Here is a 14,976-nt window from a genome sequence, read left to right as displayed (position 1 = left end):
AAAAATTATAAGAGCGTTTCAAAAAAATTCTTTTGGATTATTATTTTTTTGCTCCTCTATCAGTTCGGGAATCCTTGCTTTTTTTATTATTTTCGTGAGCCGTTCGTTATCGGCCAGTTCCGCATTATCAATCAGCCATTTCCGTCTAAACTCGTGCGGCCCCAGATAATCAACAGGCATCCCAAAACTTTCCATATTTTGTTTAAATTCCGGGTCGGTTACAATTTCTCTGAGTTCTTCCAGCAGCCTGGCTTTTTTATACTCGGGCAGGCCCTTGGGTGCTGCAATTCCATGCCAAAGACTAAACACCACATTCAACCCTTGCTCTTTAAATGTTGGCACATCCTTAAGCACAGGATCAGTCAGCCGTTGTTCTGTCGCAACTGCCAACACTCTTACTTTACCATTTTTGACATACTCTTTTATTACGGCGGTATGGACAAATATGAGTTGAACCTGCCCCTCTAAAAGAGCCGTAAGTTCTTCCGGTTCTCCGGCAAAGGGAACCTGGGTAATAGTAATACCGGCCTCCCATGCAAACATCTCGCCGACAATATGCCGCGGCGAACCCAACCCTACGTGACCGAATTTTATTTCACCCGGATGCTCTTTAGCGTACCGGCTTAGGTCGTCTATACTTTGCCAAGGCTGGTCGGCGCGGACTACTGCTACTATCGGTAAAGATACAATTTGGGCAAGCGGCTCCAATGCTGTCGGATAGTGGTATCGAGTCGGGCCATAAAGTGGTTGCAATATAATACCAGTAACTACAACGCCAATGGTATAACCATCCGGCTTAGATCCGGCAAGTTCATTCCAGCCGAGCGTAGCCGCCCCACCAGGTAAATTCTTAACAATAAGCGGCTGCCCCAAATGTTTTATCGCTGTCCGTTCCATCGCCCGAGCCATGATATCCGGGCTGCTACCGGCAGTAATGGGAACAATTATTGTAATCGGTCTGTCAGGATATTTTTTTTCAGTGATTATCGGCTTATCTTTCATGAAACTGCAACCGCCACCCATTATTGCCATCGCCAACATGCAAGCAGCCAGCAGAGCAGCGATTTTATTACAGGCCATACCTTCCTCCTCCCTTTTGTTCGGAATATTCGCTAGATCCCGAGTTTTTGACTACCCCCTTAACTACGGATTGTTTCAAATACTCTGACTATAATTCGACTCTTTTTCTCATTCATCCTTTTATAATTAGGTATAAATTTTAAGAAACAGGAAATGGCTTATTCCATTTAGCAAAAATTAAATGGGAGCAAGGTTGTAAAAAACCTTGCTCCCTGAATTTATAGTTCCATAAATTTTTATTCTGACTTCTGACTCCTAAATAGTTGCCCCCTAATTATGTCAGTTTTTTTGCGCCGCTATCCGTTCGGCAAGCCCGGATTCCTTTACCACTTTCGTAAGCCGCACAGTATCGGCTATCCATCTTTCACTAAACTCTTGCGGCCCCAGATAGTCAACCGGCATTCCCAAATTCTCCATGTTTTGCTTGTATTCCGGATCATTTATCACTTGTCTGAGTCCTTCTACCAACTTGGCTTGTATTTCTTTCGGCATCATTTTGGGAGCGGCGATTCCATGCCAAAGACTCAATACCACATCCATTCCTCGCTCCTTAAATGTCGGCACATCCTTGAACACAGGATCATTCAGCCGTTGTTCCGATGCAACTGCTAATACTCTTACCTTACCACTTTTAACATGGTCTTTTATTATAGATGTATTCACAAATATAATTTGTACATGTCCCCCCAGCAGGGCGGCAAGTTCTTCTACTTCTCCGGAAAAGGGAACCTGTCCGATATTGATGCCAGCCTCCTTGGCAAACATCTCACCTACAATATGCCGCACCGCACCCAAACCTACATGACCGAATTTTATTTCACCCGGATGTTCTTTAGCGTACCGATTTAAGTCATCAATACTTTGCCAAGGCTGATCGGCTCGGACTACTGCTACTATCGGTAAAGATACCACCTGACCAAGCGGTTCCAACGCTGTCGGATAATGGTACCGCGTCGGACTGCAAAGCGGTTGTAATATTATACCTGTAGTTACAACACCAATGGTATAACCATCCGGCTTAGATCCGGCAAGTTCATTCCAACCGAGCGTAGCACCTGCGCCGGGTAAATTTTTAACAATAATCGGCTGCCCCAAATGTTTTATCGCTACCTTCTCCATCGCCCGCGCCATGATATCTACACTGCCACCGGCTGGAGTAGGAACAATTACGGTAATCGGTCCGTCAGGATATTTTTTTTCAGTTGCTACCGGCACACTTTTTATGAAGTTACAGCCACCAATCATTATGGCCATCGACAGCAAGCAAACAACTAGTAAAATAGCACCACTCTTCTTAAAAGCCATATTATCTTACGCTCCTCCTTTTTTATCTTGTTAATGAGTCAAGACTCCCGCCTCTACAGGCGGCATTAATTCAGGTGGAGTAGACTCCTGAATCCCCGATGTTTCAGCTATGCTGAAACGAGTTCACTCTCTATGCAAGCCAATAATTTACCTGTCCCCACCAACCAGAATCCCTGCGGCTGCATTTTTTTGCATCACTATGCGTTCGGCAATACCGGTCTCTTTGACGGCTTTTGCAAGCCGGGCATTATCAGCCAGCCATTTTGCGGTGAACTCCTGCGGTCCCAGGTATTCCAGCATTATCCCCCAATCAGCCATATTTTTCACAACATCGGCATCATGGATAATTGCCTCCAGTCCGGCAGCCAGTTTGTCTTTTACAACTTCCGGCAATCCCTTGGGCGCTCCGACTCCCAGCCACAGGTCCATTACAATGTCCAGCCCTTGCTCTTTAAAGGTTGGCACATCCTTAAATAGGGGAACAGTCAGACGTTGTTCCGCCGCAAGCGCCAACACTCTTACCTTACTGTTTTTTACATAGTCTTTTACTTGCGAATAATCTATAAATGCAAGTTGGGTATGCCCTTCTGCAAGCGATGTAACCACTTCAACCCCCCCGTCAAACGGTACCTGGACAATATCAATGCCGGCCTGCTTGGCAAACATCTCGCCCACAGCATGCACCGGCGAACCTAAGCCCATGTGACCGAATTTTAATGCACCGGGGTGCTCTTGCGCAAACTTAACCAAGTCATCTATATTTTGCCAAGGCTGGTCCGCCAGCACTGCGGCCACTACCGGCAGAGATCCTATATGGGCAAGGGGCGCCAGCGCTGTTGGATAATGATATTTTACCGGACCGTAAAGGGTTTGCAAAATTATGCCGGTAGCTATGGCGCCAAGGGTATAGCCGTCCGGCTTGGACCCGGCAAGCTCATTCCAGCCGGTGGTGGCCCCGCCGCCGGGTACATTGGTAACAAACAGCGGCTGACCCAGGTATTTGGCTGCCGCCTTTGCCATTATCCGTACCGCCAGATCCGGACTGCCGCCGGCAGTAACGGGAACAATTACCGTAATCGGTTTGCCAGGGTATTCCTCAGGAACATTTATTGCCTTATCTTCCATACTGTAACTCCCCCGTTCAAAATTTTAGTGTAACTGATTTAGTATTCCTTATTATTCAGGTATTCAGAAGTCAGGAGTCAGAAGTCAGAATACTTCGAGATGACCCTTCTCTTATTCTGCCTTGTGGCTTTTGACTCCTGAATATCGCCTTGGATTATGTCAGTTTTTCTGCGCCGCTATCCGCTCGGCAATCCCGGATTCCTTTACAAACTTCGTAAGCCGCGCATTGTCGGCCATCCATCTTTCGCTACACTCTTGCGGCCCCAGATATTTAACCGTCAGGCCTATTTTGCTCATATTCTCCTTAAATTCTGGTTCATTCACAATGTTCCTAAGTCCTTCGGCCAGTCTGTCCTGCACATCTTTCGGCATCATTTTCGGCGCGCCGATTCCGTGCCAAAGATTAAAGACAACGTCCAGCCCTTGCTCCTTGAAGGTTGGCACCTTTTGCAACTCGGGATCATCGGTTAGCCGCTGTTCCGCTGCCACTGCCAGCACTCTCACCCTGCCGCTTCTTATTTGTTCCTTCAATTCAGGCGTACTCATAAATAATAATTGAACGTGCCCGCCGAGAAAGGCGCCAACTGCGTCCGTCGCTGTAACAAAGGGCACCTGCTTTATATCAATGCCGGCCGCTTTGGCAAACATTTCCGCCACAATATGGGTCGGCGCCCCCAATCCAGGATGCGCATATTTTATTTCACCAGGATGTTCTTGAGCATACTTCACCACATCATCAATACTTTCCCAAGGCTGATCTGAGCGAACCGCCAGCACAATGGGCAATGTTCCCACCTCGGCAAGGGGCTCTAAAGCTGTAGGATAATGATATCTTGTCGGGCCATAAAGCGGCTGCAAAATTATGCCGGTTGTTGTAACACCGATGGTATAGCCGTCCGGCTTGGACCCGGCAAGTTCGTTCCAGCCAATGGTGGCCGCCCCGCCGGGTATATTTTTGACCACCAGCGGATAGCCCAGGTACTTCATCGCCGCCTTTTCCATGGCCCGCGCCATCAGATCCGGGCTCCCGCCGGGACCGGTGGGGACGATTATCGTAATCGGTCCGTCAGGATATTTTTTTTCAGTGATTACCGGCGTGTCCTTCATAAAGCTGCAGCCGCCAATCATTGCTGCGATGGCTAGCAAACCTGCAAGTGCCAGAATAACAACCTTCTTAAACCCCATATTACCTTACCTCCCCTTTTTATTGTTTATTATCCAAATGGGTTGTGCCGGCCCTGCCGCCATACCTTATTTTTCCAACCCACCTTACCACATTAAAAAGAATCAGTATAAATGCTATCGCCAGCAGGGTACCGGAAATAGGCCGCGCAAATGAGGTCCATATATCGCCGTTGCCGATAAGCAGTCCTTGCACCAGGCCTCTCTCCAGCGCCGGGCCCAGCATAAGACCAACGGCCAGCGGCGCCGGCTCAAAGCCTGTCTTGCGCATAAAAAATCCTAGTAGGCCAAAGATAGCGAGCAGCCACAAATCAAAAACGCTATTGTTGAGGGAATAAGCGCCGGCCATGGTGATTATCAGCACCAGCGGCATCAGAATATTTGCCGGTGTCTTGAGGATATAGGCAAACATGCCGACCATGGGTAAATTGATAATAAGCAGCAGTACATTGCCGAGGTACATACTGGCAATAAGACCCCAGAAAAGGTCAGGCCGCTCCGTTACCATAGTCGGACCGGGCGTTACGCCATGAATCATAAAACCGCTTAGCAAAATGGCGGAGGCCCCGGAAAAAGGCAAACCCAGCGACAATAACGGAATCATTGTCGCCGAAGCGGCGGCATTATTGGCCGCCTCCGGCCCGGCAACCCCTTCAATGGCCCCTTTGCCGAATTGTTCCGGATGTTTGCTTAGTTTTTTTTCCAGGGCATAGGACACAAAAGTGGAAATTGTCGCTGCCGGTCCCGGCAGCAAACCCACCAAAAAGCCGGTGGTCCCGCCCCGGAAGATAGGCGCCAGGGAACGCCGCCATTCCTCCCAGCTGGGATACAGTTCCCGGAACCGCACCGGCTGCCAACTGATTTTATCCGGCGGCCGGATCATAGTATCCAGCACTTCACTTACGCCAAAGAGCCCCATGGCGACAATGGCGAACTCCATACCCCGCTGCAGTTCATCAAAGACGTAGCTAAAGCGGCTGACGCCTGTCAGGTTATCCAGGCCAACCGTCCCCAGGATGATGCCGATGACAGCCATTAACGCCGATTTTAACATGGATCTGCCTGTCAGCCGGGTAAGGATTATCAAGCCCAATACGGCAATGGCGAAATACTCCGCCGGGCCAAACACCAGCGCCGCATTGGCCAGCAGCGGCGCAAACAGCGTCAGGCCTACCACCCCCAGTGTCCCGGCAATGAAGGAACCGATGGCGGCAACCGCCAGCGCCGCTCCCGCCCGTCCCTGCTTGGCCATGGCGTTGCCGTCAATACAAGTGACTACCGACGCCGCTTCCCCGGGCAGGTTTAAGAGTATTGACGTAGTGGACCCGCCATACATTGCGCCGTAAAATATTCCCGCGAACATGATGAGGGAAGAAGTAACATTTATACTAAAACTGAGGGGCAAAAGCAAGGCAATGGCTCCCACCGGCCCAATCCCCGGCAATACCCCTGCCAGCGTCCCCAGCAGGACCCCCACCGTACAAGCCAGCAGGTTTTCCGGCGAAATACTGACATAGAACCCATGCAATAACGTGGTCCAGACTTCCAATATCATCCCGTTCCTTTCCGGCTACGGCAGTTGAATGTCTAAAAGCCCTGTAAATACATAGTAAAAACCAACGGCAATCACGGCGGCAAGAGCGCCGGGCAGGATCCAGCCCGGGGTATCGGCCACTTTGAACAAATAGAACATGAAAAATAAGGTGGCAGCAATATAACCGGTTATTTTTAGAAGAATTAGATAGCATAGCAAACCAATGATAACGAAACTAAGCTTTCGCCAGTTGATTACAATTGCTGCAAGTTGCTTTTGCAGCAATTGCCTGATGGTAATTACCATTCCTAATATAACGGCCGTAATCCCGGCCAGCGTTGGCAAAAAACCGGTTTTCGGCGCTGCCGCCGTGCCGAATGCCAGTTCCCTGGCCAAAAACAGATAAGTACAACTGAAAAGAAGAAAAAAAATGGACAGCGCTTTTTCGGTCATGGCGAATCACCTCCTTTTCCTTTTCCTTTCCTCTTGCCCTATGCCGGTTTTTCATTACAGTTGAACTCAATGGTAAAATTGGTTCCTTTCCCCGGTTGGCTGACTGCCGAAATTGTCGCCCCGTGGCGTTGAACGATGCGATAGCAAACTGCCAGCCCCAGGCCTACGCCATTATCTTTGGTGGTAAAAAACGGGGTTCCCAGCTTGTCCATAAATTCAGGCGGAATACCTATTCCCTGGTCGGTTATGGCCAACATCAATTTGTCCCCGCAATTGACGGTGGCAATTTTTACCGTTCCGCCCTGGGGCATGGCTTCGATCCCATTCCGTACCAGGTTCAGAATGAGTTGGCGCATACTGTTTTCGTCAACGCACACGGTGGAAACAACGCTTAAATCAAGTTCTAGCTGACAATTGTGCTGCAGGGCGTCGGCCTGCAGCATGGGGGTAACCTCGGCAATTATTTTATTTAGGTCAAGGTCCTTAAAATCCATAGCCTTGTTTTTGGCTAAGGACAGAAAGTCGGTAATTATGCTATTGGCGCGGTCAAGCTCACTGATCATCAGTTCAAATTGTTCTTTGTAGCTGTCTAAAGCTTTTTTATTACCCATATGCTGCAAAAAACCTCTTACCGTCGTTAGGGGATTCCGGACTTCATGGCCGATACTGGCAGCCATTTCACCAATAATATTCAGCCTGTCCAGACGGGCCATTTTTTCTGTTTGATCACTTATATATTGTAATACGGGGGTTAATTCGCTTATTGTACTGACAAAATTTTTGGTGCCGCCCTTTAGAATGGCCTGGGCAAATAGGTTTAAATCTTGTTTAAGTTTGAAGAACATATCCTGAAAAAGCATAATTACAATGATTAGCCCCAGAAATCCGGCCAAAAGATTTATCATTGCGATCTGCCATAATTCACCCTGGATAATGTTCAAATTGACACAGGCAACAGCATAGCCGATGATTTGGGCATTGTTGCTGATAGGCCTTATATGATACAGGATTGGCGCGCCATACCATACCAGGGAATTATCCACCTGCCCCAGCCGCGGCGTGTTTACGTTTGTCAGTTCCGCAGCCAGCCTTTGATCCACAGTTACCAGCAACATGTGTTCAAGTTTAGGACCGACAGCGACCAGTCTTTGGTGATGCGTGGAATAGATACCGTACTTTACGTTACTTACCGGTATTAATACCTTGGCTAAAATAGGCTGAATCTCCCGATTGACAGCCATGACCTGCTCTTCAATCGGTTTTCCCCCGGCGCCGCGCCGTACGGTAATTTCCGCAAACGAACTGGCCGGCATTTCATTCACCAGGAACTCGGTAATGGTCGCCAGCTGACGGGCAAACTCCGTCTTTTTTTCCTGAAAAGCTATCCATTGGCTGTATACTATAAAAATAAACATAAATACCGCTAAAATGCCTATAACCTTAATGTTTAATTTAGTCGTCCGGTTAAATTTTCTCATGCATCATCTGTCTTCCATTTATAAATTTTGTAATATTTCTGCGGATATTGTAATAAAAGTAAATTTTATGTGATTTTATGTATTATTTTCTTATTTTATAAATATATTTTCTTATTCTTTATCAACTTAGCTAAATCCTTTAATTTTTTTCCAAAAATAGATAATTTATCTAGTGGTTCTTATTATAATAAAAAAGCGGAAGTTTTGCACAAAAAGTGCTGAAACTTCCGCTTTTTATTCATGCCGAGTGAGTCAAAGTGAGTCAAAGTGGTTTTTAAGCTTTAAACGGCCAGTAAACAATCGCCGCCCCGGCGAACATGACGCAGACAGTGATAAGGATAGCCACCGCCAGTATCGGCGTGAGTAACACCAGCACCGCTTTGGCTCCGGACAACCCATAAGCTCCCCGCAGGGCGGCGACATTCAGCGCCAGCGTCCACGTCACCACTGCCAGCCCGATGATCCCCATTAATACCGGTCGTGTCACTGGCGGCATAATTGCCACGAATACCCACGCGGGTATGATGGCAATGCGGGGCAGGTGGGAAAATCCCAAGGCAGCGAAAAGGCCCAGTACGGTACCCTGTCCGCCGTACAGTTCAGCAATAAAGCTAAGTACAGCGGCGCTCAATACCCAGAACACAAGACTGGCAAACAAATGGACACCGAACATGGCCACGGTAGCCGGTGAGTCCGCCATACCTGTTACGCCGGTATATACCGTCCAAACCGGAACCAGCATGCTAATAGCAAACATTGCCAATGCCTGCCCGGTCAAACGCTGTTCGGCAATAGCCTGCATGGCCTGGCGGGGTTCAAACAGTACATCATATACAGTTTCCAGAAAACTTCCGTAACTTTTCATGCCATCCTCCCTACTGCCAGGACTGGGGCATAGCCATTGGCGCAACCAAGAGCGGTGGTTCGCCAAGCTGTTTTAACAGCACCTTGCCCAAATCCAACCGTTCTTCGGCGCCAAGGAGTACTGCCAGAAGGCTGGTTTTACCATACTCTACGATTTCGGGTTTTCCAGGGATGCCGGCTAATTGGGCCGTCCCTTCAATGGCATCATACATATTGCCAAGTTCATCAACCAATCCCGCTTCCTTGGCCTGGCGACCGGTATATAACCGGCCGTCCGCCAATTGCCGCACCTTTTCCGGGTCCATGCGCCGCCCCTGGGCCACAACTTCGACAAACTGGTTATACATATCATCAACCATGGCCTGAATTAAGTCCCGTTCTTCGGGGGTCATGGAACGTTCCGGCGATAAAATATCTTTATGCGGACCACTTTTTATTTTTTCCTGTTTAATGCCAATTTTTTTATAAAGCTCTTCCCAGTTGGTATAGGGCATATACACGCCAATACTGCCGGTCAGAGTGGCCGCGTTAGCGTAAATCCTGTCACTGCAGGCTGCGATCCAGTATCCGCCGGAAGCCGCCATATCCCCCATGGAAGTCACAACCGGCTTACCGGTTGCCTTCAGCTTCTTTACTTCGTCGCCTACTTCCTGAGAAGCGGGCGCACTGCCACCCGGACTGTTGATCCGGAGAATGACTGCCTTTACCGACTGATCATCCCTGGCGGCGTGAATCTGTTTAATTATTGCGTCTGTTCCGCCGGTTTCGCCGAACAGTCCCCCCTGTCCCCGGCCGCCAATGATCACGCCGTCAACGTAGATAACAGCAATTTTATCCTTGCCGGCAAAATTTTTCTTTGTTAAGCCGGGACCGGTGAAAATGGCAATCACCATGGAGATAACTACGATGAATGCGAGGAACAACACCACCGACTTTTTATACATGTTTTTCCTCCTAGTTGAGAGTGCGCTAAGCAGTCTCATTGATTGTTGATTGTTGATTGTTGATTGATTGTTGATTATTAAAAATCATTAAAAATTATTAAAAAAGAAACTGTTGGGAAACCAACAGCTCTTTTTTTATCTTTTGCTGCACTTAAGTTCCAATGCCGCTTTGACAAAATCTCTGAATAGGGGGTGAGGCTTGGTCAGTCGCGATTTAAATTCCGGATGGAATTGTGTCCCGACAAACCACGGATGATCCTTGAGTTCAATGATTTCTATCAGCCGCCCGTTGGGGAGAGTCCCGCCGACAACCATACCCCTGGCAGTCAACTGTTCCCGGTAGGCATTGTTAAACTCAAACCGGTGACGGTGCCTTTCATAGATAATTTCATCCTGATAGGCCTTATAAGTAAGAGTATTTCCCAGGACCTTGCAGGGATAGACGCCCAGCCTCATAGTACCGCCTTTTTCTTCAATGGCAGCTTGCTCCGGCATGAGATCAATAACCGGATGCGGGGTGTCCGGATTAAATTCGGTGCTATTGGCGGCAGTAAGGCCGCACACGTTGCGGGCAAACTCAATGACTGCCGTTTGCATGCCGAGGCATAAGCCGAAGTAGGGGACTCGGTTCTCCCGCGCATAACGAATGGCCTTCATCTTGCCTTCCACACCTCTGTCGCCAAAGCCGCCCGGCACTAAAATACCGTCTACATCGCCAAGATAAGTCGCTATATCGATATTTTCCTCTTCCATATCCCCGGCGTTAATCCACTTGATATCCACTGCTATATTACTGGCAACTCCGGCGTGATGCAATGATTCGGATACGCTCAGGTACGCATCATGCAAAGTGACATATTTCCCAACAAGAGCAATCCGGACGGTATCGACCGGATTTAATATTTTATCAACCATCTGCCGCCAATCATTCATGTCCGCTCCCTGGTCAGGCAAATTCAGCTTCTGCATGACAATCCGGTCCAGGCCTTCCGCCTCAAGGATCAGCGGTACTTGATAAATACTGGCTGCATTTTTATTTTGGATGACATCGTTAACATCAATATCACAGAAAAGCGCCAGTTTTTCCCTCATTTCCGGCGATATTTCGTGCTCAGTCCGGCAAACGATAATATCCGGGTGAATACCAATGCTTCTAAGTTCTTTTACACTGTGCTGGGTCGGCTTGGTTTTTAGTTCGCCGGCAGCTGAGATATAAGGCACCAGGGTAACATGGATATACAGAACACCGTTCCGGCCGACTTCCTTCTTGACTTGGCGAATAGCTTCCAAAAACGGCAGGCTCTCAATATCGCCCACTGTGCCGCCGATTTCCGTGATTACGACATCAGCGTTGTCTTCTTTACCAATCCAGTAGATACGTTCTTTGATTTCATTGGTGATATGGGGAATGACCTGAACGGTGCTGCCCAGATAATCGCCTTTACGTTCCTTATTGATGACCGACCAGTACACCTTGCCGGCAGTAACATTGGAACTTTTGCTTAAATTGATATCAATAAACCGTTCGTAGTGCCCAAGATCCAGGTCTGTCTCACCGCCGTCCTCAGTGACGAATACCTCGCCATGCTGATAGGGGCTCATCGTTCCGGGATCAAAGTTAATATACGGATCAAATTTTTGAATGGTAATTTTTAAGCCGCGGCTTTTTAAAAGGCGCCCTAAAGACGCCGCTGTTATGCCTTTGCCTAAAGAAGATACTACCCCGCCTGTTACAAAAATATACTTTGCCATCATAATCCCCCTACAGATATACGAACAGAGCTAACCCAATTATGCCAACTATTTTATACTTTTATGTTATAAGATGTCAAGGCATTGGAGTCTAATCGTTTTCCTCCTCGTCTTCCAGGTCCTCTTCTTCATTTAGTTCTGAAGCCTCAGTCTCATAGGATGCCGCTGCCTCCGCCGGCATTTCATATTCCTGCTGGATGGCCGCCAATAGTTTTTCCCGCCTGAGAGCACTGGCATTATCCGGGATGGCTGCACCGGCCTCTTCCGGCTCCCGGGAAGCCGCCCGCTGCGGCGACCATTCAGCCAGCCCCCACATGCCTTTACCGGCATGAACAAACCGGCTGTCCATGTTGATTTGCGTATGAACTTCAGCCATAGCCTGCGCCTGTGACCGTACCAAGCCGCCTTTAATACTGAGTACCTTGGTGATCAGATCACGGAAATACATGGAATGTCCTGCTTCTTTTAAAAGCTGATAAGCTAAATTAACTTCATCATTCTGGTCCTTGTCTTTGTTTTTGTCATGATAAGAATTATTTGCCATTACTTCTAACCTCCGCGCAAAAAAGTAACCTTAGCTCGCGCCGAGCATTAATTTACCGGCGGGGGCTTAGGCTGGCCCTATATAATTCAGTTATTTAAAGAAGCTTCGTGTCTTTTTAATTCGAATTCGATGAGAAAATCCGTATTACTATTCTATGCGCAAAGGCAAATTCCTCTTTTATATACCCGGCAGCGGCAACATACCAAAACAAAAGATTTTTACAGCCGGCTACATTTTATCCGGCGCCTGAATTCCTAAGATACCCAAAGTCTGACGGATGACGATACGAACTGCGGCGACGAGAGCCAGGCGCGCGGCTTGAAGTTCGGTATCCACCCCGATAATCCGGCATTGATTGTAAAAAGTATGAAATAGTCCCGCCAAATCGTGGGCATAACGGGCTATACGGTGGGGAGCTCTTTCTTTGGCCGCAGAAATGATTTCCGCCGGCAATTGTCCCATCTTTTTGATTAAATCCGTTTCGGCCGGCTCAGTCAAAAGATCAAGCCGGGCTGTCCGCCAATCGTTCAAAGCTATTCCGGCTTCTGCCGCTTGCCGGAAAATGCTGGTAATCCGGGCATGAGCATACTGGATGTAATAGACGGGATTTTCATTAGAGCGGGATTTGGCAAGATCCAGATCAAAATCCAATTGACTGTCGGTGGAACGCATAATGAAAAAGAAACGGGCGGCATCCCGGCCTACTTCTTCAATTAGTTCACTTAAAGTGACACCCTGTCCGGTACGTTTGGACATTTTTACCAGTTCACCGTTCTGAAACAGACTAACCATTTGCAATATCATTACTTCCAGGTGATCAGGGTCATAACCCACGGCGGCGACCGCCGCTTTTAACCGGCAAATATAGCCGTGATGGTCGGCCCCTAGGATATTGATAACCCGGTCAAAGCCCCGGTCAAACTTATTCCGGTGATAAGCGATATCCGGGGCTAAATAGGTAGGTACGCCATTTTCCCGAATAACCACCCGGTCTTTGTCGTCACCGTAGGCAGTGGATCTAAGCCATAAAGCTCCGTCTTTCTCGTAAATATGGCCGGACTTTCGGAGTGCCTCAACCGTTTGCGCCAGTGCGCCGCTACGATGAAGGCTGCGTTCGCTGAACCAAACGTCAAATAGTACCCCAAAAGCTTCCAGATCCTCTTTCAGCGCCGCAAGTTTCTCCGCCAGAGCCAATTCCTTAAAAGTTGCCAGCCGCTCGGTTTCATTGATTTGAAGGTACTTGTCCCCGTGATGTTCTATAATACGCCGGGCGGTATCAATAATATCCCGGCCATGATATCCGTCGGCCGGAAATTCAACTTTCCGGCCTAATAGCTCAAGGTATCTGGCGTTAACGGATGCTGCCAGATTATCGATCTGATTGCCGGCGTCGTTGATGTAAAATTCCGCTTCCACCTCGTGACCGGCGGCTTTTAGCAGATTAACCAGCGCACTGCCGACTGCCGCGCCGCGGCCATGTCCGACATGAAGCGGGCCGGTAGGATTGGCGCTGACAAATTCCACTTGAATTTTATCCTTTTTTCCATCTGCCCTGGAACAAATTCCATATGTATCACCGGCAGCCAGTATCTGTGCCAGTTGATCGTATAGCCAGCCGGGTTTGAGATAAAAGTTGATGAACCCGGGGCCGGCGATGACAGTTCTCTCCAGCCAGGGTTCATGAATCCGATCGACAATAGCTTGAGCAATAACCCTTGGATTGGTCTTGGCCGCCTTGGCCGCCTGCATGGCAAAGTTGGTGGCGTAATCGCCAAATTCCTTCTGTGGCGGAACTTCAAGGCATAGAGCCGGCAACTGTCCGGCCACGAAAATACCTTCATCCATCGCCGAGCTAACAGCTGTTTCAATAGCATCCGCCAACAGTTGTTTAATGTCCATTGCTCTTGTCCCCCTGTATAGTAACTGACAGTGTATTTTTACTTTGCCACTGCCCGCCGATTTCAAGTTCATAATCAATACGGATTTGAGGCAAGCCGGCGCCATCCCCCGTTACCCCAATGTCAAGTCCGGTAGTAAGTACATTCATTTTGAATATACCCTGCGCCGTCAAATAATCAGAATAAGTCCACTGACCCGGACTGAAAACCTGTCTCTGTTCAATGCTTCCTGAACGAACCAAAATAACCTGATCCGGATCAACCTGTAGCAGGGTTGTTGCGCCTTCCATCCCGCTAATTTCTGTTTCCTGATAGGTAATATAATGGATACCCTTTGTGTAATAGTAATGTCCGAGGGTAAAAAGCTCAATCCGGTTTTCTTCCCCCAAAACATCCCGTTGCGTACCTACTATCGTTAATGCAACAGCAACGGCTTTGCTCCGGCCGCTGTCAGTGTCTCCCAAATTCACATTATCACCTTTTTTGCACATTAACTATATGGACGATATTGACTATATTATTATAGCGTATGCCAGGCTCCTTGCCAAATAAAATAGAGATTTTTCACTAAAAAGCAGGGAACTGCTTAGAAGCCGCCATCTGCGTCGTTGCTCCTGTGGTCCTCACTACAGCGTACAGCCAGTACGCTTCCGTGAGGTCCCCGCACAAACTATCATGCTAAGCTAACGAAATCAGAATCGTCGTCGCGCCTCGGCGGTCTGACTATGATAATTGAACCGTAATTAGCAAACTCGTTGCAATAAGTTTTTTTCATATGCAACGGTATCTGACGATTTCTAAGCAGTTCGTGGCATTT

The 14,976-nt window shown here is 48.2% G+C and carries 13 protein-coding genes; all 13 read right to left on the bottom strand.

The window, feature by feature from the left end; genetic code table 11:
- Window positions 1-18: 18 nt before the first annotated feature.
- The 13 genes from MAMMFC1_RS09305 to MAMMFC1_RS09245 all read right to left on the bottom strand — a co-directional run bounded on the left by MAMMFC1_RS09305 (window position 19) and on the right by MAMMFC1_RS09245 (window position 14,650).
- Window positions 19-1,002, bottom strand: coding sequence for a tripartite tricarboxylate transporter substrate binding protein (locus tag MAMMFC1_RS09305; RefSeq protein WP_126310535.1), 984 nt, complete (start codon window positions 1,000-1,002; stop codon window positions 19-21).
- A 357-nt stretch (window positions 1,003-1,359) separates the two neighbouring features.
- The gene (locus tag MAMMFC1_RS09300) at window positions 1,360-2,325 is read right to left on the bottom strand and encodes a tripartite tricarboxylate transporter substrate binding protein (protein ID WP_232035804.1); all 966 of its coding nucleotides are present in this window, start codon (window positions 2,323-2,325) and stop codon (window positions 1,360-1,362) included.
- A gap of 207 nt (window positions 2,326-2,532) precedes the next feature.
- Entirely contained in the window at window positions 2,533-3,510 is a 978-nt protein-coding gene (locus MAMMFC1_RS09295; RefSeq protein ID WP_126308267.1) for a Bug family tripartite tricarboxylate transporter substrate binding protein, read from the bottom strand.
- Between the two features lie 159 nt (window positions 3,511-3,669).
- A complete protein-coding gene (locus tag MAMMFC1_RS09290) occupies window positions 3,670-4,617 on the bottom strand; it encodes a tripartite tricarboxylate transporter substrate binding protein (RefSeq protein WP_126310534.1) in 948 nt (315 codons plus the stop codon).
- A gap of 97 nt (window positions 4,618-4,714) precedes the next feature.
- Window positions 4,715-6,247, bottom strand: a complete 1,533-nt coding sequence (locus MAMMFC1_RS09285; protein WP_232035750.1) for a tripartite tricarboxylate transporter permease — start codon at window positions 6,245-6,247, stop codon at window positions 4,715-4,717.
- A 15-nt stretch (window positions 6,248-6,262) separates the two neighbouring features.
- Window positions 6,263-6,679 (bottom strand): tripartite tricarboxylate transporter TctB family protein, encoded by a 417-nt coding sequence (locus tag MAMMFC1_RS09280; RefSeq protein WP_126308266.1) that lies wholly within the window; start codon window positions 6,677-6,679, stop codon window positions 6,263-6,265.
- Window positions 6,680-6,717: 38 nt separating this feature from the next.
- The gene (locus tag MAMMFC1_RS09275) at window positions 6,718-8,157 is read right to left on the bottom strand and encodes an ATP-binding protein (protein WP_126308265.1); all 1,440 of its coding nucleotides are present in this window, start codon (window positions 8,155-8,157) and stop codon (window positions 6,718-6,720) included.
- A 274-nt stretch (window positions 8,158-8,431) separates the two neighbouring features.
- Window positions 8,432-9,022: a Yip1 family protein gene (locus tag MAMMFC1_RS09270; protein WP_126308264.1), complete on the bottom strand. Its 591-nt coding sequence runs from the start codon at window positions 9,020-9,022 to the stop codon at window positions 8,432-8,434.
- A gap of 10 nt (window positions 9,023-9,032) precedes the next feature.
- The gene (gene sppA / locus MAMMFC1_RS09265; protein WP_126308263.1) at window positions 9,033-9,965 is read right to left on the bottom strand and encodes a signal peptide peptidase SppA; all 933 of its coding nucleotides are present in this window, start codon (window positions 9,963-9,965) and stop codon (window positions 9,033-9,035) included.
- 135 nt (window positions 9,966-10,100) lie between these two features.
- Entirely contained in the window at window positions 10,101-11,717 is a 1,617-nt protein-coding gene (locus MAMMFC1_RS09260) for a CTP synthase (protein WP_126308262.1), read from the bottom strand.
- Window positions 11,718-11,808: 91 nt separating this feature from the next.
- Window positions 11,809-12,261 carry a DNA-directed RNA polymerase subunit delta gene (gene rpoE / locus MAMMFC1_RS09255; protein ID WP_126308261.1) on the bottom strand — a complete coding sequence of 151 codons (453 nt, stop codon included), beginning with the start codon at window positions 12,259-12,261 and terminating at the stop codon, window positions 11,809-11,811.
- Between the two features lie 228 nt (window positions 12,262-12,489).
- Window positions 12,490-14,160 (bottom strand): arginine--tRNA ligase, encoded by a 1,671-nt coding sequence (argS, locus tag MAMMFC1_RS09250; RefSeq protein ID WP_126308260.1) that lies wholly within the window; start codon window positions 14,158-14,160, stop codon window positions 12,490-12,492.
- Entirely contained in the window at window positions 14,150-14,650 is a 501-nt protein-coding gene (locus MAMMFC1_RS09245; RefSeq protein WP_126308259.1) for a DUF1934 domain-containing protein, read from the bottom strand. The genes argS and MAMMFC1_RS09245 overlap by 11 nt, the downstream gene beginning before the upstream one ends.
- Window positions 14,651-14,976 lie beyond the last annotated feature (326 nt).

Origin of the sequence: Methylomusa anaerophila (genome assembly GCF_003966895.1) — a bacterium.
Taxonomy (GTDB): Bacteria; Bacillota; Negativicutes; order Sporomusales; family Sporomusaceae; genus Methylomusa; species Methylomusa anaerophila.
This window is presented reverse-complemented; position numbering and strand designations above follow the sequence as displayed.

Bases quoted from the DNA above. Each gene is read 5' to 3' on its own strand.
- MAMMFC1_RS09280 (WP_126308266.1), bottom strand. From the start codon at position 6,679: ATGACCGAAAAAGCGCTGTCCATTTTTTTTCTTCTTTTCAGTTGTACT.
- MAMMFC1_RS09245 (WP_126308259.1), bottom strand. From the start codon at position 14,650: ATGTGCAAAAAAGGTGATAATGTGAATTTGGGAGACACTGACAGCGGC.
- MAMMFC1_RS09305 (WP_126310535.1), bottom strand. From the start codon at position 1,002: ATGAAAGATAAGCCGATAATCACTGAAAAAAAATATCCTGACAGACCG.
- argS (WP_126308260.1), bottom strand. From the start codon at position 14,160: ATGGACATTAAACAACTGTTGGCGGATGCTATTGAAACAGCTGTTAGC.
- sppA (WP_126308263.1), bottom strand. From the start codon at position 9,965: ATGTATAAAAAGTCGGTGGTGTTGTTCCTCGCATTCATCGTAGTTATC.
- MAMMFC1_RS09275 (WP_126308265.1), bottom strand. From the start codon at position 8,157: ATGAGAAAATTTAACCGGACGACTAAATTAAACATTAAGGTTATAGGC.
- MAMMFC1_RS09270 (WP_126308264.1), bottom strand. From the start codon at position 9,022: ATGAAAAGTTACGGAAGTTTTCTGGAAACTGTATATGATGTACTGTTT.
- rpoE (WP_126308261.1), bottom strand. From the start codon at position 12,261: ATGGCAAATAATTCTTATCATGACAAAAACAAAGACAAGGACCAGAAT.
- MAMMFC1_RS09290 (WP_126310534.1), bottom strand. From the start codon at position 4,617: ATGAAGGACACGCCGGTAATCACTGAAAAAAAATATCCTGACGGACCG.
- MAMMFC1_RS09285 (WP_232035750.1), bottom strand. From the start codon at position 6,247: ATGATATTGGAAGTCTGGACCACGTTATTGCATGGGTTCTATGTCAGT.
- MAMMFC1_RS09300 (WP_232035804.1), bottom strand. From the start codon at position 2,325: ATGATTGGTGGCTGTAACTTCATAAAAAGTGTGCCGGTAGCAACTGAA.
- MAMMFC1_RS09260 (WP_126308262.1), bottom strand. From the start codon at position 11,717: ATGGCAAAGTATATTTTTGTAACAGGCGGGGTAGTATCTTCTTTAGGC.
- MAMMFC1_RS09295 (WP_126308267.1), bottom strand. From the start codon at position 3,510: ATGGAAGATAAGGCAATAAATGTTCCTGAGGAATACCCTGGCAAACCG.